The organism is Promicromonospora sp. CA-289599 (assembly GCF_050936155.1).
GTDB lineage: Bacteria > Actinomycetota > Actinomycetes > Actinomycetales > Cellulomonadaceae > Promicromonospora.
In genome coordinates this window covers 3,893,464-3,910,529 of record NZ_JBNJNI010000001.1, presented here as the reverse complement: position 1 = coordinate 3,910,529, position 17,066 = coordinate 3,893,464, and the positions used below count along the sequence as shown (strand labels likewise).

Sequence of the window (17,066 nt, the reverse complement as noted above, 5' to 3'; positions counted from 1 at the left end):
GGTTCAGGCCCCCTTCATGTCCGGAGTGGCGGCCGACGACGGCGTGGTCACCGTGCGCCGCTCGATCCGCTTCTCGATGTCGGTGCCCACGTGCACCACGCGGTGCACGTAGACCCCCGGCAGGTGCACGGTGTCCGGGTCGATCTCCCCCGGTTCGACGAGCTCCTCGACCTGGGCGACGCACACCCGCCCCGCCATCGCGGCGAGCGGCGAGAAGTTGCGGGCCGACTTGTTGAAGACGAGGTTCCCGTGCCGGTCCCCGCGCAGCGCGTGCACCAGCGCGTAGTCGGTGCTGATCGACTCCTCCAGCACGTACTCGTCGGTGCTGTCCCCGAACGTGCGCACCTCCTTGGCCGGCGACGCGATGGCGATGCCGCCGGCGCCGTCGTACTTGCGCGGCAGGCCGCCGTCCGCCACCTGCGTGCCCACACCCGTGCGGGTGAAGAAGGCCGCGATACCCGCGCCACCGGCGCGGAGCTTCTCGGCGAGCGTGCCCTGCGGGGTGAGCTCCAGCTCGAGCTCCCCGGACAGGAACTGCCGCTCGAACTCCTTGTTCTCCCCCACGTACGAGCTGGTCATCTTCGCGATGCGGTGGGCGTTCAGCAGCACGCCGAGTCCCCAGTCGTCGACGCCGCAGTTGTTGCTCACCACGGACAGGCCGGCGGTGCCCTGCGCGAGCAGAGCCTCGATCAGCGCTATCGGGTTGCCGCACAGGCCGAACCCGCCCACGGCGAGCGACGCGCCGTCCGGTATGTCGGCGACCGCCTCGGCCGCGCTCGCGACCACCTTGTCGAACCCCGTGCTACCCACTTCAGTCATCGTTGACTCCTCCATCGGGCCAGTACCGGCAGGTCATGCCATGTGCCAGTGTCACACCCGGTCAGCGCGCGTTCCATCCACCGTCGACTGCAGACTCAGTCCTCCGGAGCGTGCCGCTCCAGGAACCGGTAGACCTCCGTCGTCTCCACCCCGGGGTACGCGCCCGAGGGCATCGCCGCCAGCATCGACGCGTGCGGCCGCGCCGAGGGCCAGGCGAAGTCGCCCCACTTCGCGGAGAGCTCCTCGGGCGGACGACGGCAGCACGACTCGTCGGGGCAGCGCGAGGCCGTCCGCTCCGCGGTGTCACGTCCCTCGAACCACTTGACGTCCGCGAACGGCACGCCGACCGACACCGAGAACGCGCCGTCCGACGTGTTCTCCACGCGCGAGGTGCACCAGTACGTGCCGGACGTCGTGTCGGTGTACTGCGCGTACGGGTTGAACCGGTCCTCGACGTCGAACACGCGCCGCGCCGTCCACTGCTTGCACACGTGCTGCCCCTCCACCGCGCCCAGCGCGTCCGAGGGGAACCGCACGCCGTCGTTCTCGTACGCCTTGTGCAGGATCCCGGACTCGTGGACCTTCATGAAGTGCACGGGAATCCCGAGGTGCCTGGTCGCGAGGTTGGTGAACCGGTGCGCCGCCGTCTCGAACGAGACCCCGAAGGCGTCACGCAGGTCCTCGATGGCGATGGCGCGCTCGTCCTTCGCGTCGCGCAGGAACTTCACGCCCGGCTTCTCGGGCACCATCAAGGCCGCCGCCAGGTAGTTCGCCTCGACGCGCTGGCGCAGGAACTCGCCGTAGTCGCCGGGCTCGGTGTGGTCGAGCACGTGCGAGGCGAGCGCCTGCAGCAGCGCCGACCGGGTGTTGGAACGCCCGCGGAAGCCCTTGGACGGCAGGTAGAGGCGCCGGTTCCGGGTGTCGATCACCGAACGCGTCGAGTGCGGCAGGTCGCTCACGTAGTGCAGCGTGAAGCCGAGGTGCGCGGCGATCTCGGCCGCCATGCGTTGCGGCAGCGGGCCCGACGTGTGCCCGACGTCGGCGAGCAGCTCCTTCGCGACCTGCTCCAGCTCGGGCAGGTAGTTGTCCTTGGCGCGCATGTCGTCGCGGAGCTCACCGTTGGCCCGGCGGGCCTCCTCCGGAGTGGCCGCCCGCTCGGTGTGGAGCCGCTCGAGCTCGCGGTGCAGCGCCAGGATGGTCGCGAGGGCGTCGTGGGGCAGCGACTTGCCGATGCGTACGCCCTCGATGCCGAGCGACGCGAACAGCGGGCCGCGCTGCACCCGCTCCAGCTCGATCTCCAGCCCGTCCCGCTCGGACGGCGCCTCGGCCGAGAGCAGGTCGTCCACGCCGACGCCGAGCGCCCGGGCGATGGTCTGCAGCTGCGAGAACTTGGGCTCCCGCTTGCCGTTCTCCAGCGTGCTGACCTGGGACGGCGCCCGGTCGATCGCCGAAGCGAGGTCGTCGAGCGTCATGCCCTTGCTGGTCCGCAGGTGCCGGATGCGCCGTCCGATGGTGAGTGCGTCCGGCTCCGCCTCGGCCGGACCGGCCGCCGGCGTCGCAGCCTGGCTGGGCACCCGGCCGAGAGCCTGACCAGGTACACGGACGCGCGACTGGCCCGCCGCCCGGGCTGCGCCGTTCTGCGTAGGAAGCGAAGAAGTGACGTTTCGCGCGGTTCTGCGATTGCCAGGGGTAACTGCCATGCCCGAGGGTGACATACGGAGAGGCTTCCGTTCAACAGAAGAACTGAAGTTCTTCTACCCAGATCTCCTTGTGAAGGGGGTTGCGCAGGGCAGAAGGTCGTAACACGTCACCCGGCAGGCGCGGTGACGACGTTCCACCGAAGTCCCAGGACCGACGTTCCCGAGAAGGAGACCCGCCATGAGCGCACCCACCATCGATTCCCCGTCAGAGGCAACTGTGTCCGCGACGACCGCGTCGACTCCCGTGCGCACCGGCGACCAGGTGCAGACCGCTGCCGAGCTGCAGCAGTCCTGGGAGTCCGACCCTCGCTGGGCCGGCATCGAGCGCACCTACACTCCCGAGGACGTCGTCGCGCTGCGCGGCTCGGTCGGCGAGGAGAACACCCTCGCCCGCCGCGGCGCCGAGCGCCTGTGGCGACAGCTGCACGAGGAGGACTACATCAACGCCCTCGGGGCGCTGACCGGAAACCAGGCGGTGCAGCAGGTCAAGGCGGGCCTGCAGGCCATCTACCTGTCCGGCTGGCAGGTCGCCGGTGACGCGAACCTCTCGGGGCAGACCTACCCCGACCAGTCGCTGTACCCGGCCAACTCGGTGCCCGCGGTGGTCCGCCGCATCAACAACGCACTCCTGCGCGCCGACCAGATCGACGTCTCCGAGAACGGCACGCCGACCCGTGACTGGCTGGCCCCGATCGTGGCCGACGCCGAGGCCGGCTTCGGTGGCCCGCTCAACGCGTACGAGCTGATGAAGTCGATGATCACCTCGGGCGCGGCCGGCGTGCACTGGGAGGACCAGCTCGCCTCGGAGAAGAAGTGCGGCCACCTCGGCGGCAAGGTGCTCATCCCGACGCAGCAGCACGTGCGCACCCTGAACGCGGCCCGCCTCGCGGCCGACGTCGCCGACGTGCCGTCCATCGTGATCGCCCGGACCGACGCCGAGGCCGCGACCCTGATCACGTCCGACGTCGACGAGCGCGACCTGCCGTTCATCACCGGCGAGCGCACCGCCGAGGGCTTCTACAAGGTGACCAACGGCATCGAGCCGTGCATCGCCCGTGCCAAGGCCTACGCGCCGTACTCCGACCTGATCTGGATGGAGACCGGCACGCCCGACCTCGAGCTCGCCCGCAAGTTCGCCGAGGCAGTGAAGGCCGACTTCCCGGACCAGATGCTGAGCTACAACTGCTCGCCGTCGTTCAACTGGAAGAAGCACCTGGACGACGACACGATCGCGAAGTTCCAGCGCGAGCTGGGCGCGATGGGCTTCAAGTTCCAGTTCATCACCCTGGCCGGCTTCCACGCCCTGAACTACTCGATGTTCGACCTGGCCCACGGTTACGCCCGTGAGCAGATGACCGCGTACGTCGAGCTGCAGGAGAAGGAGTTCGCCGCCGAGGCGCGCGGCTACACCGCCACCAAGCACCAGCGCGAGGTCGGCACCGGTTACTTCGACCGCGTGGCGACGGCGCTGAACCCCAACTCGTCCACCACGGCTCTGGCCGGTTCCACCGAGGCGGCGCAGTTCTGATGACCGCGACCATCGACACACGCCCGCAGGGCGCCAACCCCTTCGACCCGGACGCCGGTCTCGCCGGGATCGGCACGCCGCCCGCCGCACGTGCGGGCGCCATGCCGACGTCGGCCGCACGCCCGGCCTCCGCACGCCCGGCCTCCGCACACCCGGCCTCCGCACACCCGGCCTCGGCACGCCCGGCCTCCACGCCGACGCACAGGAGCTCCGCACCGAGCTCGCTGCCGAACGGCGGGGTGGGTGCCTCGCGAACCGGCTCGCGCCGGGGCGTCATCACCGTCACCGGGTCGGTCGGCCCGCGCTACGCCGAGATCCTGAGCGCTGACGCGCTCCAGTTCCTCGCCCTGCTCCACGACCGGTTCGACGCCGCCCGCGACGAGCTGATCGCGCAGCGCCAGCTGCGCCGGCAGGACATCGCGGACGGCAGCGACCCCGACTTCCGGGCCTCGACGCGTCCGGTGCGCGACGACCCGCACTGGCGGGTCGCCGGCTCCCGGAACGCGCCCGGCCTGGAGGACCGCCGCGTCGAGATCACGGGTCCGACCGACCCGAAGATGACCATCAACGCGCTCAACTCCGGTGCCCGGTGCTGGCTGGCCGACGCCGAGGACGCGTCCAGCCCGACGTGGCCCAACGTGGTCGAGGGGCAGCTCGCGCTGCACGACGCCATCCGCGGCTCGCTGAGCTTCACCAACGAGGCCGGCAAGGAGTACACGCTGCGGTCCGCCGACATCGTCGACCTCCCGACGATCGTGTTCCGCCCGCGTGGCTGGCACCTCGACGAGGCCCACCTGCGCTACACGGACGCGAACGGCATCACGAGCGGCGCCCTGGGCAGCCTCGTGGACTTCGGGCTCTACTTCTTCCACAACGCCGCCGAGCTGATCGCTCGCGGCCGGGGCCCGTACTTCTATCTGCCCAAGCTGGAGGGGTACAAGGAGGCGCGGCTGTGGAACGAGGTGTTCGAGGTCGCGCAGGACGCGCTGGGCATCCCCCGCGGCACGATCCGCGCCACGGTGCTCATCGAGACGCTGCCCGCGGCGTTCGAGATGGAGGAGATCCTCTACGAGCTCCGTGACCACTGCGCGGGGCTCAACGCGGGTCGCTGGGACTACCTGTTCTCGATCATCAAGTGCTTCCGCACACGCGGTGACTCGTACGTGCTGCCGGACCGCGCGCAGGTCACCATGACCGCACCGTTCATGCGCGCGTACACCGAGCTGCTCGTCGCCACGTGCCACAAGCGCGGGGCGCACGCCATCGGCGGGATGAGCGCGTTCATCCCGGACCGCCGCAACCCGGAGGTCACCCGGCAGGCGTTCCAGCAGGTCGCGGCCGACAAGAAGCGTGAGGCCGGCGACGGCTTCGACGGCACGTGGGTGGCCCACCCCGACCTGATCCCGGTGGCCGAGGCCGAGTTCGACGCCGTCCTCGGGGATGCGCCGAACCAGGTGTCTCGGCAGCGGCCGGACGTCGTCGTGGGGCAGCACGAGCTCCTCGACATCGCCTCCGCGCGGCGTGCCGGGGCGACCGTGACCTCCGCCGGGCTGCGGTCGAACGTCTCGGTCGCCGTCCGCTACATCGACGCCTGGCTGCGCGGTACCGGAGCCGCGGCGCTCGACAACCTGATGGAGGACGCCGCCACCGCCGAGATCTCCCGGTCCCAGGTGTGGCAGTGGATCGCCTCGGGCACGGTGACCCACGACGACCGGCTCCCGATCACGCGGGAGCGGGTCGAGAGGATCCTGCTCGACGTCGTCGCCGCGCTCCCGCAGGAGCCCGGCAGCAGGCTCGACGACGCGGCGGCGATCTTCCGCCAGGTCGCCCTCCAGGACGACTTCCCGGCGTTCCTGACGAACCCCGCCTATCAGGGACACCTGGTGGACTCGCCCGCCGACCAGGTCTGAGTCCCCCGCCCCAAGCTGCCCGACGCCGTGCCGGTTGCCGTCTCTCTCCGCCCCACCACCCCGGGGGCCACCGGCCGGCGTCGGGCTCTCCCCTTCGAGGGGAACGGTGTCAGCGGGAGGCAGCGACTCGACGTCCGGCCGACAGGCAGCCGATGTGTCGCGTTCATCTCCGGGCCTTCGGACGGCGTAACCCTGTGGCGTTACCCAGAACTGCCGCAGGAGGAACCATGCCCCACCCGTTCCGCGCCACCGATCTGCCCGCCTGGGCCGATCCGTCGGTCCCGGCCTCGTCCCTGGACCCGCAAGGCGCCTCCCGCCGCACGTTCCTGCGCCTCGGTATGGCCGGCGGGCTCGCGCTCGCCACCGGCGCGCACGCCGGCACCGCCGTCGCCGCGCCCAAGCACAGGGACCCTCAGCTGGCCTGGCTCGTCGGCGACCACCACGTGCACTCCCGGTACAGCCACGACGCCAAGTACGACTTCGACCAGCTCGCCCGGAAGGGCGCGGAGCTCGGCCTGGACTGGATGGTCTTCACGGAGCACAGCAACTTCGGGCACCGTGACAAGGGAGCTGCCGCCGAGCACGAGGAGATCATGGCCGCGCGGGCACGCAACCCGCGCCAGCTCATCTTCCAGGGCCTGGAGTGGTACATCCCGGCTGCCGAGCACGGCACCGTGTTCACCGCACCCGGCCGGCACGAGGTCGAGCTGCTGCGCGAGTTCGAGCGGCGGTGGGACGGCAAGCTCAACGGCTGGGACGCCGACCTGCCCGAGAACGAGCAGCGCGCGGTGGACGCGCTGCGGTGGCTCGCCGCCCAGAAGACAAGAGGCTACGTCGACGACGTCCTCGTGCTGGCCAACCACCCGTCCCGGCTCGGCATCGACTCCCCGCACGAGATCCGGGCCTGGCGTGACGCCGCGCGCGGGATCTGCATCGGCATGGAGGGCGCGCCCGGTGCCCAGGGCGACGCGGACCCGGACTGGGTCGCGTACCGCGGCGGCACGCGGGCCCAGCGCGGCGAGTACAACAACGCACCGCGCCCGGACTCCTGGTCCGGCTACCCGGTCGAGGCGTACCGCACGGTCGGTGGCTTCGACTGGATGACGGCGACCGTCGGCGGCCTGTGGGACGCGATGCTGGCAGAGGGGAGCCTGTTCTCGATCACCTCCAACTCCGACAACCACCGCACCATCTGGGACACCTGGCGCGACGGCGACATGCCACCCGGCGAGAGCTTCGACTCGCTGGGCTGGAAGCCGTCCCCCGTGGACACCGGGACGCCCCAGCCCGGCAGCGACTTCTGGCCCGGCGAGTTCAGCCGGACCCACGTCGGCGTGACCCGGCACGGCTACCTCGACGTCATGGACGGCCTGCGCCGCGGCCGGGTCTGGGTGGACCACGGACACCTCGTCGACGGGCTCGACGTCCGGCTGGTCGGAGCACGGGGCCGGAGCAGCACGCTCGGCGGACGGCTCACCGTGGAACGCGGGACCGCTGTGGAGCTCAGGGTCAAGGTACGCAGCGCACACCGCCCCAACCCGCACGGGGTGCTCCCCCGGCTCGCCCACCTGGACGTGATCCGGGGTGCCGTGACCGGTCCGTCGACGGACCGCGACAGCTGGCAGGCGCCCGAGACACGCGTGGTCGAGCAGATCGACACGAGCGGCCGGTCCGGCACCTATCACCTGCGCGTCCCGCTGGGCCGCATCACGCAGTCCTGCTACATCCGGTTGCGCGGCAGCGACGGGAACCGGCACGGCGCCGGATACCTCGGAGCGTCGATCGACCCGGCCGGCCCGGTGCCCCACGACGACAACGACGGCGACCCGTGGGCGGACACCTGGCTCTACACCAACCCGATCCACATCGACGTGCGATAGCACCACACCGGAAAATCACCCGGTTTGCCCTCCGCGTCTTCCCCAGCGCGGAAGTGCTCCTCTAAAGTCACCCGAGTCACGCTTTCTTCACATAAGGGCCACCGCGGTAGCAAGCGGTGGCCTCCCGAACGGGGAGCACGAATGAATCGCAGCAGGTACCTCGGAGCGCTCGCCGCGCTCGCGCTGGCTGCCGGGGGTGTCACCGCCCAGGGCCTCGCCGCCCAGGGTGCGACGGTCGGAGGCGCCGGCGCCATCGACCCGATAGCGCCGGTCCACGAGATCCCGGCTTCCGTCGACACCAGCCTGGTCAACGAGACCAAGGGCTCATGGTTCGTCGAGCTGGAGAGCGAGCCGGCGTCGGCGGGCACCGACAGCAAGACCCTCACGGCCGAACACCAGGAGTTCCGCGCGGCCGCGAAGCACGCCGACGTCGACTATTCGGTCCGGCGCACGTTCCACACCCTGTTCAACGGCTACTCCATCGACATGGACTCGGCCCAGCTCGGGAAGCTGCAGCGCACCGAGGGCGTCAAGGCGATCTACCCCATGACGCAGATCTCGATCCCGGAGACCGTCCCCGGCAACGAGCCGGACATGGCGACGGCGCTCGGCATGACGGGTGCCGACATCGCGCAGAACGAGCTCGGCCTGACGGGCGAGGGCGTGAAGGTCGCCGTCATGGACACGGGCATCGACACCGACCACCCGGACCTGGGCGGCCCCGGCTTCCCGAACAGCCGCGTGGTCGCGGGCTACGACCTGGTCGGCGACGACTACAACGAGGCCTCGAGCGACCCGGACCGGCGGGTCCCGCACCCCGACGCCGTCCCCGACGACTGCCAGGGCCACGGCACCCACGTGGCGGGCATCGTCGGCGCGGACGCCGAGGACCGGGCCGACGGGATCACGGGCGTGGCGCCCGGCGTCTCCTTCGGGGCGTACCGCGTGTTCGGCTGCGAGGGTTCCACCTCCGCCGACATCATGATCGCGGCCATGGAGCGCGCCCTGGCCGACGACATGGACGTACTGAACATGTCGATCGGCTCCGCCTTCTCCTGGCCGTCCTACCCGACGGCCACCGCCAGCGACCGGCTCGTCGACCGCGGCATGGTCGTCGTCGCCTCGATCGGTAACTCGGGCGCGTCGGGCCTCTACTCGGCGGGTGCGCCCGGCCTGGGCGAGAAGGTCATCGGTGTCGCGTCGTTCGACAACACCCACGTGACCGCGCGCTCCGTCGTCGCGAACCCGTCGGGCACGGCAGTGCCCTACCTGGGTCTCGGTGACGTCGCGGACCCGCCCACCGAGGGCACCACCGACCCGCTGGTCGACGCCGGAACCGTCTGCCCCAGCGTCGACATACCGCTGGAGGCCGACGTCGCGGGCAAGACCGCACTCATCGCACGCGGTTCCTGCTCCTTCGAGGAGAAGTACTCGACGGCGCACGCGGCGGGCGCCACCGCGGTCGTGATCTACAACTCGAGCCCCGGCCTGTTCTCAGGCGGTGGCGTCGTGGACCGTGACATCCCGGGTATCGGCATCCCGCAGGCCGAGGGCAAGGCCCTCGTGGCCGAGCTCGCCGCCGGCACCGAGGTGACGCTCACGTGGTCCGCCGGCGAGGTGTCCACGCCCAGCCCGACCGGCGGCCTGATCAGCTCGTTCAGCTCGTACGGCCTGTCTCCCGACCTGGCCCTCAAGCCCGACATCGGCGCCCCCGGCGGCAACATCAACTCGACCCTGCCGCTGGAGCAGGGCGGGCACGGCGTCAACTCCGGCACGTCGATGGCGTCGCCGCACGTCGCAGGCGCCGTCGCCCTGCTGCTCGAGGCGCAGCCGCGCCTGCGCGCCTCGCAGGTCCGGAGCGTGCTGCAGAACAGCGCCGACCCGGCCGCGTGGTCCGGGGCACCGACTGCCGGCTACCTCGACAACGCGCACCGGCAGGGTGCGGGCATGCTCGACATCCCCGGTGTCGTCCAGGCCGGCGCCACCGTGCGGCCCGCGAAGCTCTCACTCGGCGAGAGCACCAAGACAGGAACCATCACCAAGTCGGTGACGGTCCGCAACACGACCAAGAAGACGGTCACCTACACCGTGTCGCACGCCCCGGCACTCGCGACGTACGGCAACACCTTCGCGCCGTCGTTCGCCGACGCCTACGCGGACGTGTCGTTCAGCCGCGAGTCGGTCAAGCTGCGGCCGGGCAAGTCCGAGGTGATCCGCGTGGCAGTCACCGCACCCGAGGCGACCGACGCCGACCAGCTCATCTACGGCGGGTACGTCGTGGTCACGGCAGGCGACGGCACCGAGTACTCGGTGCCGTACGCCGGGTACGCGGGCGACTACCAGGCGATCGACCCGATCACGCCGGTCATGTCCGGCGGCGAGGTCGTGGCCGACCTGCCGTCGGTCGGGAGCATCACTGCCTGCACCGAGTTCATCAACCTGGACTGCATCGACCCGCAGGGCGACTACGAGCTCAAGCCCGAGGGTGCCGCGTACTCGCTCGGCACCGTCAACGGCCTGCCCGACATCCCGTACACGCTCGTCCACTTCCAGCACCAGGTGGAGACGCTGCAGGTCAGGGTGCTCGACGCCGAGACCCGCCGCCCGGTGGACCGCCGCGGCGCGTTCGCCGTCGACGTGACGGGCGTGGAGCGGAACGAGACGGCGGGCGGGCTCACCGCCTACGCGTGGGACGGCTCGTACACCACGCTCCGCGGGGTCACGAAGACCGTGCCCGACGGCGACTACGTGCTCTCCCTCAAGGCCCTGAAGGCCGACGGCGACACCTGGAACCCCAAGCACTGGGAGACCTGGACCTCCCCGACGATCACCATCGACCGCCCGTAGCGGTCAGCCATCGTTGAGTGCTGGATATTTGCCCCTTGCAAGCCGTTCGAAGGGCGAATATCCAGCACTCAACGGGCGGGTGATCTTTCTGCGATCTGTTGCTTTTCGGGCTTTTCGCCAGTTTTCAGCCAGTACGTTGCCCGCATGTCCGACGACGAGCGCGCGCGTCCCGCCGCTGAGCTGAATCCCACCCCCGAACCCGACCCGGCGCCCGCCGCGCCGGAGAGCGACCTGCCGGCCGGCGCCGAGCCCGCCCCTGCTTCTGCTGCTGAACCGAAGCCCGTACCCACCTCCGAACCCGCGCCGCCGAAGGCGCTCGACAAGGCAGTGGCCTTCGTCAGGGCCAACGTCGCGGTGGTCGTGCTCGCGGTGCTGCTCGTGTGCGCCATCGTGTGGGGAGCGCTCGGCACGGTCTCGGCCGACGACTGGGAGTCACGTGCCACGTCGCTCTCGGCCAAGCTGACGAGCGCCGAGGAGAGCCTCGCCGACGCAGAGGCGACGATCGACGGCCTGGAGACCGCCAAGTCGCGTGCCGAGAGCACCGCGGCGGCCTGCATCGGCGCGATCGGTGACGCCGACGCGATGCTCGAGGTCTCCGCGAAGCTGGACGAGAAGTCCGCCACGTACATCGACGGGCTGAACGACTTCATGGCCGCCATCAACGCGCGCGACGTCGCGGCGGTCGAGACCATCGGCGCGGAGATGGACAAGCTCACCGAGCAGATCGACGACCTGTCCACGCAGATCGAGGAGCACATCGACGCGTACGGCGACTCCGCCGAGGGCTGCCACGTCGACGACGCCCAGGACGTCTGACCCGAGCGCCTGAACGGTCCTCTCGGCCCCGGGCGGACGCCCGGAGCCGAGAGGGTCAGCCCTGGTCGAGGCCCAGCAGGTCGTCCTCGGTCTCGCGGCGGACGAGCACCCGCGCGGCGCCGTCGGACACCGCGACGACCGGCGGGCGCGGCAGCATGTTGTAGTTCGATGCCATGGACCGCCCGTAGGCGCCGGTCGCGGCGACCGCGAGCAGGTCCCCGGCCCGCACGTCCGCGGGGAGCCGCACCTCGTGCACGACGATGTCGCCCGACTCGCAGTGCTTGCCCACCACGCGCGCCAGCACGTTCTCCGCGGCGGACGACCGGCCGACGAGTTCCGCGTGGTACGCCGCCCCGTACAGGGCCGGGCGGATGTTGTCGCTCATGCCGCCGTCGATGGACACGTAGGTGCGTGTGAAGTCGGCGCCGTCGTCGTCCGACACGGTGACCGGCTTGACCGTGCCGACCGTGTAGAGCGTGAGGCCCGCCGGGCCGACGATCGCCCTGCCGGGTTCGATCGAGAACCGGGGCAGGTTCGTGCCGAGTTCCTTGCACACCCCGGCCACCGACTGCGCGATGTCCTTGGCTACGCGCTCCGGGTCGAGCGCGACCTCGCCGGGCAGGTAGGCGATGCCGTAGCCGCCGCCCAGGTCGATCTCGTCGACGAGCAGGCCGGACCGCTCCGCCAGCTCGGCCCGCAGCCGCAGCACCACGCGTGCGGCGGCCTCGAAGCCGTCGGGGTCGAGGATCTGGGAGCCGATGTGCGAGTGGATGCCCAGCAGCTTCAGCTCGGGATGCTTCAGCACCGCGAGCAGCGCGGCCATCGCCGGGCTCGTCGCCCCGGACCCCGAGTTGACCGACAGCCCGAACTTCTGGTCCTCGTGCGCCGTCGCGATGTACTCGTGACCACCGGCGTGCACGCCGGTGGTCACCCGGACCATCACGGGTGCCACGACCCCGCGCTCGCGGGCGAGGCGAGCGACCCGCTCGATCTCGACCAGCGAGTCCACGATGATGCGGCCCACGCCGGCGTCGAGCGCCCGCAGGATCTCGGCGTCGGACTTGTTGTTGCCGTGCAGGCCGATCTCGGCGCCGGGAACCTCGGCTCGGAGCGCGATGGCCAGCTCGCCGCCCGACGCCGTGTCGACCCGCAGGCCTTCCTCACGCGCCCAGCGCGCGACGGCCACGGTGAGCAGCGCCTTGCCCGCGTAGTACACGTCCACGCCTGTGCCGACGGCGCCGAACGCCGCCTCGAACGCCGTGCGGTACGCGCGGGCCCGCATGCGAAAGTCGGCCTCGTCCAGCACGTAGGCGGGCGTGCCGTGCTGAGCGGCGAGCTCGCGCACGTCGACTCCCCCGACGGCTACCGCGCCGTCCGGCAGTCGGCCGACGCCGCTCGACCAGGGCGGGCCGCTCACGTCAGGGCCCATCACGTAGCCGCCCATCACATCCGCTCCGGGGCGCTCACGCCCAGCAGGTCCAGGCCGTTGGCGAGGACCGTGCGGACGGCGTCGTTCAGCCAGAGGCGGGCACGGTGCGCGTCCGTGACCTCTTCGTCCGGGTACGGGGTGACGCGCAGCTTGTCGTCGTCGTTGTACCAGGCGTGGAAGTCGCCGGCGAGCGCCTCAAGGTACCGGGCCACGCGGTGCGGCTCGCGCAGCTCGCCGGCCTGGGCCACGATCCGCGGGAACTCCGTGAGCCGACCGATCAGGGCGGTCTCCGAGGCGTGCGACAGCTGCGCCGGGTCGAACCCGTCGGCGCGGCGCACGCCACGCTCGACGGCCTTGATCCCGATCTGGACCGTGCGGCTGTGCGCGTACTGCACGTAGAACACGGGGTTGTCGTTGGACTGCTTGATCATGTCCTCGCCCTGCAGCTCCAGCGGCGAGTCCGCGGGGTAACGGGCCAGGGAGTAGCGGACGGCGTCCTTGCCGATCCAGTCGACGAGGTCGCGCAGCTCGATGATGTTGCCCGCGCGCTTGGACAGCTTGGCGCCGCCGACGTTGACGAGCTGCCCGATCAGCACCTCGATGTTGGTCTCCGGATCGTCCCCGGCGCAGGCCGCGATGGCCTTGAGGCGGTTGACGTACCCGTGGTGGTCGGCGCCGAGCAGGTAGATCTTGCCCGGGAACCCGCGGTCTTTCTTCGACAGGTAGTACGCGGCATCAGCGGCGAAGTAGGTGGGCTCGCCGTTCGCCCGGATCATCACGCGGTCCTTGTCGTCCGTGAAGTCCGTCGTGCGCAGCCAGACCGCGCCCTCCTTGTCGAACACGTGCCCCTGCTCGCGCAGGCGGGCCACGGCCTTCTCGACTGCGCCCGAGCTGTGCAGCTCGCGCTCGGAGAACCAGACGTCGAAGTGCACGCCGAAGTTCGCCAGCACCTCGCGGATCTCGGCGAGCTGGTGCTTGTAGCCGGCCTCGCGGGCGACGGCGATCGCCTCGTCGCGCGGCAGCTCCGGCAGCTCGGGGTGGTCCGCGAGCACCTTGGCCGCGAGCTCCTTGACGTACTCGCCGCGGTAGCCACCCTCGGGCACCTCGGTGTCCGTCGCGCGCGCCAGGACGGACTCGCCGAAGCGGTCCATCTGCGCGCCGGCGTCGTTGATGTAGTACTCGGCGGCCACCTCGGCGCCGGCCGCGCGGAGGATGCGGCCCAGCGAGTCGCCGAGCGCGGCCCAGCGGGTGTGGCCGATGTGCAGCGGACCGGTCGGGTTGGCGCTGATGAACTCCAGGTTGATGACCTGGCCGGTCAGGGCGTCGCCCCGGCCGTACGCCGCGCCCGCCTCGACGATGGTGCGCGCGAGCTCGCCCGCCGCCCCGGCGTCGAGCTTGATGTTGAGGAAGCCCGGGCCTGCGACGCCCACCGACTCGATGCCGGGCGTCGCGCCGAGGCGGGCGGCCAGGTCCTCGGCCAGCGCGCGCGGCGTCGTGCCCGCCTTCTTCGCGAGCTGCAGGGCCACGTTCGTGGCCCAGTCCCCGTGCTCTCGCTGCCTGGGTCGCTCCACGTGAACCGACGCCGGCACGGCGTCGGCGGGCAGGGCGAGCGTGCCGTCGGCGACGGCCGCGGCGAGGGCAGCACTGAGTGCTTCGGAGAGCTGGGTAGGTGTCACTCGACGATTCTACGGGCGAGCGCCGACACGAGGCCCACGCTTTCCACAGGCCGGGAACGCGATGTCCGACGGCGGCCGGCGCACCTGGGTGCGCCGGCCACCGTCGGGCAGAGATGTCGGGTAGAGGTCAGGGCACGTCCAGGTCCGCCGCGTCCAGCGATGCGAGAATCTGCCACCACCGTTCCTCGGTCGCACCCGAGCCCTCGTACCGGACCTCGAACGACTTGCGCCCGTCAGCTGTCAGCCAGAAGGTGGCGTGCCCCAGGAAGGTCGGCTCGCCGGTCTCGGTGCTTGTCCCTACGGTCACGACCCCGCGTGTCGTACCGGGCGGCTCGTACCGGTACCCGCTCTCGTCGAGGTCGAAGGGCTGCTCGTACGCCTCCAGGTCCCAGAGCGAGACCGACAGGTCCTCCCAGGAGTCCGGGGAGTCGCTGCTCCAGATTCCCCACGTCCCTTCGTCGCTCTTGAGCTCCTGCGGCAGGCTCATCTCAAGGCCCTCGAACGTGTCCGCTTCCCAGTCCGACGGCGGGTCCTGCAGCAGCGGGTCCGCGGGATCCAGGTCGTCGTAGGCAATGGCTCCGTCCTTCGACGCGGCGGTCAAGCCGAGGCTGCCGAGGAGCGCCGCGAGGTCGTCGTCGAGGTCCCCGGCACCGGGGCGCCCGAAGAAGTTCACCATGTAGCCCCTGCCGCCGGCCCGACGCACCTCGATGTAGGCCTGGTACTCGCCGTCGAAACGCTCGATCCGGACCTGTGCCACGTCCGAGCCCGCCAGGTCGAAGCGGTAGTACGGGAGGTCCTCGCCGAGCTCGGCGTACTCGGCCGCGATCTGGGCGTTCTCGATGTACATCAGGTGGTCGGTCAGCTCCATCCGGAGCTCCACCTTGTCGTCCTGCCGCTCGAGGATAAGCGTGTCGCCAGGGTTCTCCAGGTCCTGCCCGCCGGCCGTCCAGTCATCGGGTGCCGCGTACTCCAGGCCGTGGAACTCTGCCTGCCGCCAGGAGGCGGGTACTTCGCCCGCCTCGAGAAGCGGCAGGTCCTCCTGCGGAATCATCGGCAAGGTTTCCGGGCCTTCGTACTCCTCGTCGATCCGGACCGTGTCGACCAGCCGCTCGAAGGTGGCCTGCGGCGTGGGGTCGTCGTGGAGCTTCATGGTGACCCTGACGACCGTCCCGTCAGCGAGCTGTACGTCCAGCTCGCCCACGAAGTCGCCGGCGTCCGCCGTGAGCTCGTCGGCCATCGGCTCGCCGGCGCCGTCCGCGGAGTACCAGGAGTACTTCGCGGACGCCGCACCGGGCACTTCGGTGTCGACCACCGGGTTGCCGACCTGCCTGCCGACGAGCGGCACACCGTCCACCGGGTCGACGGCGACCCACGACTCGGCCGACGGAAGGGACTCCATATCCAGTTCGCCCGGGATCACCGGGTCGAGTCCCCACATCGGGTCCCCCGTGGGGCTGAACTTCTCGTAGCCGTCCGGCACCTCGAAGACCAGGCCGTCCGAACGGACCTCGCCCGAGTTCGAGAACCACGGCAGAAGCGCCGGAAGCGCCTGTCGGTCGGTGAACCAGATCACGCCTGTCGCACCCACGGCCGCCAGCACGATGGCCGCGGCACCCCCGATCACGCCGCGACGCGTGCGCTCGTGGCGGATCGCCCGCCGTGCCATGGCCTCACCGTCGATCCCGTCCAGAGGCCCGACCTGCCCCGCGGCGTCGTGGATCAGCTTCACCAGGATGTCGCTCTGTTCCTTCATGACTGCGCCTCCTTCCGCGAGGGCGTGCCGTCCGTCGTCGCTGACCTTGGGTTTCCCTTGCCCAGGACCTCCCGCAGCCGGTCGAGGCCGCGTGACGCGCCCGACTTCACGGCGCCCACGGAGATCCCGAGGTCCTCGGCGGTCTGCTTCTCGGTGCGATCCAGCAGGTATCGCAGGACGACGACGCGCCGCTGTCCCGCCGGGAGCTGGCGCAGGGCCCGCACCAGCTCGTCGCGGTCGACGACGTGCTGCGTGCCGTCCGGTGCGGAACCAGGCCGTAGGTCGGTGGGAGCGACGAGGACGTCGTGCTTGGTCCGCCGCCAGGAGTCGATCCGCGCAGTGGCGATGATCCTGCGGGCGTAAGCGAACGGGTCTCCGTCGCCCACCCTGTTCCAGGCCCGGTACGTCCGCTCCAGCGCAAGCTGCACCAGGTCCGAGGCCCGGTGCACGTCGCCGCACAACAGGTAGGCGATGCGGGACAGCTCAGGTGACCGGTCCCTGGCGAACGAGGTGAACCGGTCGGCGCGCGTGCCCGTCGTCACGACCGTGGCACGGGTTTCGTCCACGACCGCCGCGTCGTCACTCAGCATGTCCACCACCTCGTTCGTCGTCGCCCGCGTACGTCGGTACGCCGGTGGGATCGGGCTCTTCGTCGATTCATGGGACACAGACGCAGGCGAGCGACGGAAGGTTGCCAGACGCGTGTCA

11 protein-coding genes are annotated in these 17,066 nt (G+C 70.9%); 5 read left to right on the top strand and 6 right to left on the bottom strand.

From position 1 onward, the window contains the following. Nucleotides 1-3: 3 nt before the first annotated feature. Both ACQEVI_RS17315 and ACQEVI_RS17310 read right to left on the bottom strand, forming a co-directional pair. Complete coding sequence (locus tag ACQEVI_RS17315; RefSeq protein ID WP_432901006.1) at nucleotides 4-819, bottom strand: CoA transferase subunit A; 816 nt, start codon at nucleotides 817-819, stop codon at nucleotides 4-6. Between the two features lie 95 nt (nucleotides 820-914). Then, entirely contained in the window at nucleotides 915-2,393 is a 1,479-nt protein-coding gene (locus ACQEVI_RS17310) for a helix-turn-helix domain-containing protein (protein WP_432901002.1), read from the bottom strand. A 304-nt stretch (nucleotides 2,394-2,697) separates the two neighbouring features. Here ACQEVI_RS17310 and aceA point away from each other — a divergent pair, with 304 nt between their 5' ends. The 5 genes from aceA (at nucleotide 2,698) to ACQEVI_RS17285 (ending at nucleotide 11,500) form a co-directional block, all read left to right on the top strand. Next, the gene (gene aceA / locus ACQEVI_RS17305) at nucleotides 2,698-4,047 is read left to right on the top strand and encodes an isocitrate lyase (RefSeq protein ID WP_432901000.1); all 1,350 of its coding nucleotides are present in this window, start codon (nucleotides 2,698-2,700) and stop codon (nucleotides 4,045-4,047) included. Then, nucleotides 4,047-5,957 carry a malate synthase A gene (gene aceB / locus ACQEVI_RS17300; RefSeq protein WP_432900997.1) on the top strand — a complete coding sequence of 637 codons (1,911 nt, stop codon included), beginning with the start codon at nucleotides 4,047-4,049 and terminating at the stop codon, nucleotides 5,955-5,957. The genes aceA and aceB overlap by 1 nt, the downstream gene beginning before the upstream one ends. Nucleotides 5,958-6,184: 227 nt before the next feature. Continuing rightward, nucleotides 6,185-7,837, top strand: a complete 1,653-nt coding sequence (locus tag ACQEVI_RS17295; protein ID WP_432900995.1) for a PHP domain-containing protein — start codon at nucleotides 6,185-6,187, stop codon at nucleotides 7,835-7,837. A 141-nt stretch (nucleotides 7,838-7,978) separates the two neighbouring features. Continuing rightward, nucleotides 7,979-10,684 carry a S8 family serine peptidase gene (locus tag ACQEVI_RS17290; RefSeq protein WP_432900992.1) on the top strand — a complete coding sequence of 902 codons (2,706 nt, stop codon included), beginning with the start codon at nucleotides 7,979-7,981 and terminating at the stop codon, nucleotides 10,682-10,684. Nucleotides 10,685-10,828: 144 nt separating this feature from the next. Next, entirely contained in the window at nucleotides 10,829-11,500 is a 672-nt protein-coding gene (locus tag ACQEVI_RS17285) for a hypothetical protein (RefSeq protein ID WP_432900989.1), read from the top strand. 55 nt (nucleotides 11,501-11,555) lie between these two features. On the opposite strand, the gene lysA is transcribed toward ACQEVI_RS17285, so the two are convergent. From lysA to ACQEVI_RS17265, 4 genes are all read right to left on the bottom strand, one after another. Beyond that, a complete protein-coding gene (lysA, locus tag ACQEVI_RS17280) occupies nucleotides 11,556-12,944 on the bottom strand; it encodes a diaminopimelate decarboxylase (RefSeq protein WP_432900987.1) in 1,389 nt (462 codons plus the stop codon). Further along, nucleotides 12,944-14,605 (bottom strand): arginine--tRNA ligase, encoded by a 1,662-nt coding sequence (argS, locus tag ACQEVI_RS17275; RefSeq protein ID WP_432900984.1) that lies wholly within the window; start codon nucleotides 14,603-14,605, stop codon nucleotides 12,944-12,946. Before argS ends, lysA begins: the two co-directional genes overlap by 1 nt. A 127-nt stretch (nucleotides 14,606-14,732) precedes the next feature. Beyond that, nucleotides 14,733-16,358: a hypothetical protein gene (locus tag ACQEVI_RS17270; RefSeq protein ID WP_432900981.1), complete on the bottom strand. Its 1,626-nt coding sequence runs from the start codon at nucleotides 16,356-16,358 to the stop codon at nucleotides 14,733-14,735. Next, entirely contained in the window at nucleotides 16,355-16,948 is a 594-nt protein-coding gene (locus tag ACQEVI_RS17265) for a SigE family RNA polymerase sigma factor (RefSeq protein WP_432900979.1), read from the bottom strand. Before ACQEVI_RS17265 ends, ACQEVI_RS17270 begins: the two co-directional genes overlap by 4 nt. Nucleotides 16,949-17,066 lie beyond the last annotated feature (118 nt).

Excerpts from the sequence above, each read along its gene's own strand:
- lysA (WP_432900987.1), bottom strand. The coding sequence starts at position 12,944 with ATGGGCGGCTACGTGATGGGCCCTGACGTGAGCGGCCCGCCCTGGTCG.
- ACQEVI_RS17265 (WP_432900979.1), bottom strand. The coding sequence starts at position 16,948 with ATGCTGAGTGACGACGCGGCGGTCGTGGACGAAACCCGTGCCACGGTC.
- ACQEVI_RS17285 (WP_432900989.1), top strand. The coding sequence starts at position 10,829 with ATGTCCGACGACGAGCGCGCGCGTCCCGCCGCTGAGCTGAATCCCACC.
- ACQEVI_RS17315 (WP_432901006.1), bottom strand. The coding sequence starts at position 819 with ATGACTGAAGTGGGTAGCACGGGGTTCGACAAGGTGGTCGCGAGCGCG.
- ACQEVI_RS17295 (WP_432900995.1), top strand. The coding sequence starts at position 6,185 with ATGCCCCACCCGTTCCGCGCCACCGATCTGCCCGCCTGGGCCGATCCG.
- aceA (WP_432901000.1), top strand. The coding sequence starts at position 2,698 with ATGAGCGCACCCACCATCGATTCCCCGTCAGAGGCAACTGTGTCCGCG.
- ACQEVI_RS17270 (WP_432900981.1), bottom strand. The coding sequence starts at position 16,358 with ATGAAGGAACAGAGCGACATCCTGGTGAAGCTGATCCACGACGCCGCG.
- aceB (WP_432900997.1), top strand. The coding sequence starts at position 4,047 with ATGACCGCGACCATCGACACACGCCCGCAGGGCGCCAACCCCTTCGAC.
- ACQEVI_RS17290 (WP_432900992.1), top strand. The coding sequence starts at position 7,979 with ATGAATCGCAGCAGGTACCTCGGAGCGCTCGCCGCGCTCGCGCTGGCT.